Raw genomic sequence first — 273 nt, 5'->3', positions numbered from 1 at the left:
AGATAGAGTGATATCCCCCGTCTTACTTACGATTACTACATCATCAAATGAATCCCAATGAGAGAAGGAATAATCTCCTTGAGTAAATATTTTTTTTCGATCATTACTAAGTGCTCCACCATTTGAGTATCCATTATTGAAATACCATTGATCATCTCTTAATGTAGGTATTTCATAATTGGGAATTATTCCTTTAGGAACATTGGTTCCCGATTGTTCCTTAATAAACCTATCTAAAATAGGACCGGATACATTGTTAGGATATATATTACC

At 33.0% G+C, this 273-nt stretch carries 1 protein-coding gene; it reads right to left on the bottom strand.

All coding sequences use genetic code 11. The features are described from left to right. Positions 1-273 (bottom strand): hypothetical protein (locus tag AOA62_RS32275; protein WP_218244182.1); only part of this gene is annotated, 273 nt, incomplete at both ends.

The sequence above is a fragment of the Pseudomonas sp. 2995-3 genome, from assembly GCF_002742565.1.
In the GTDB taxonomy this organism is placed as follows: Bacteria; Pseudomonadota; Gammaproteobacteria; order Pseudomonadales; family Pseudomonadaceae; genus Aquipseudomonas; species Aquipseudomonas edaphica.
Note: the sequence above shows the minus strand (reverse complement) of the source record. Positions and strands in the feature narration are given on the sequence as shown.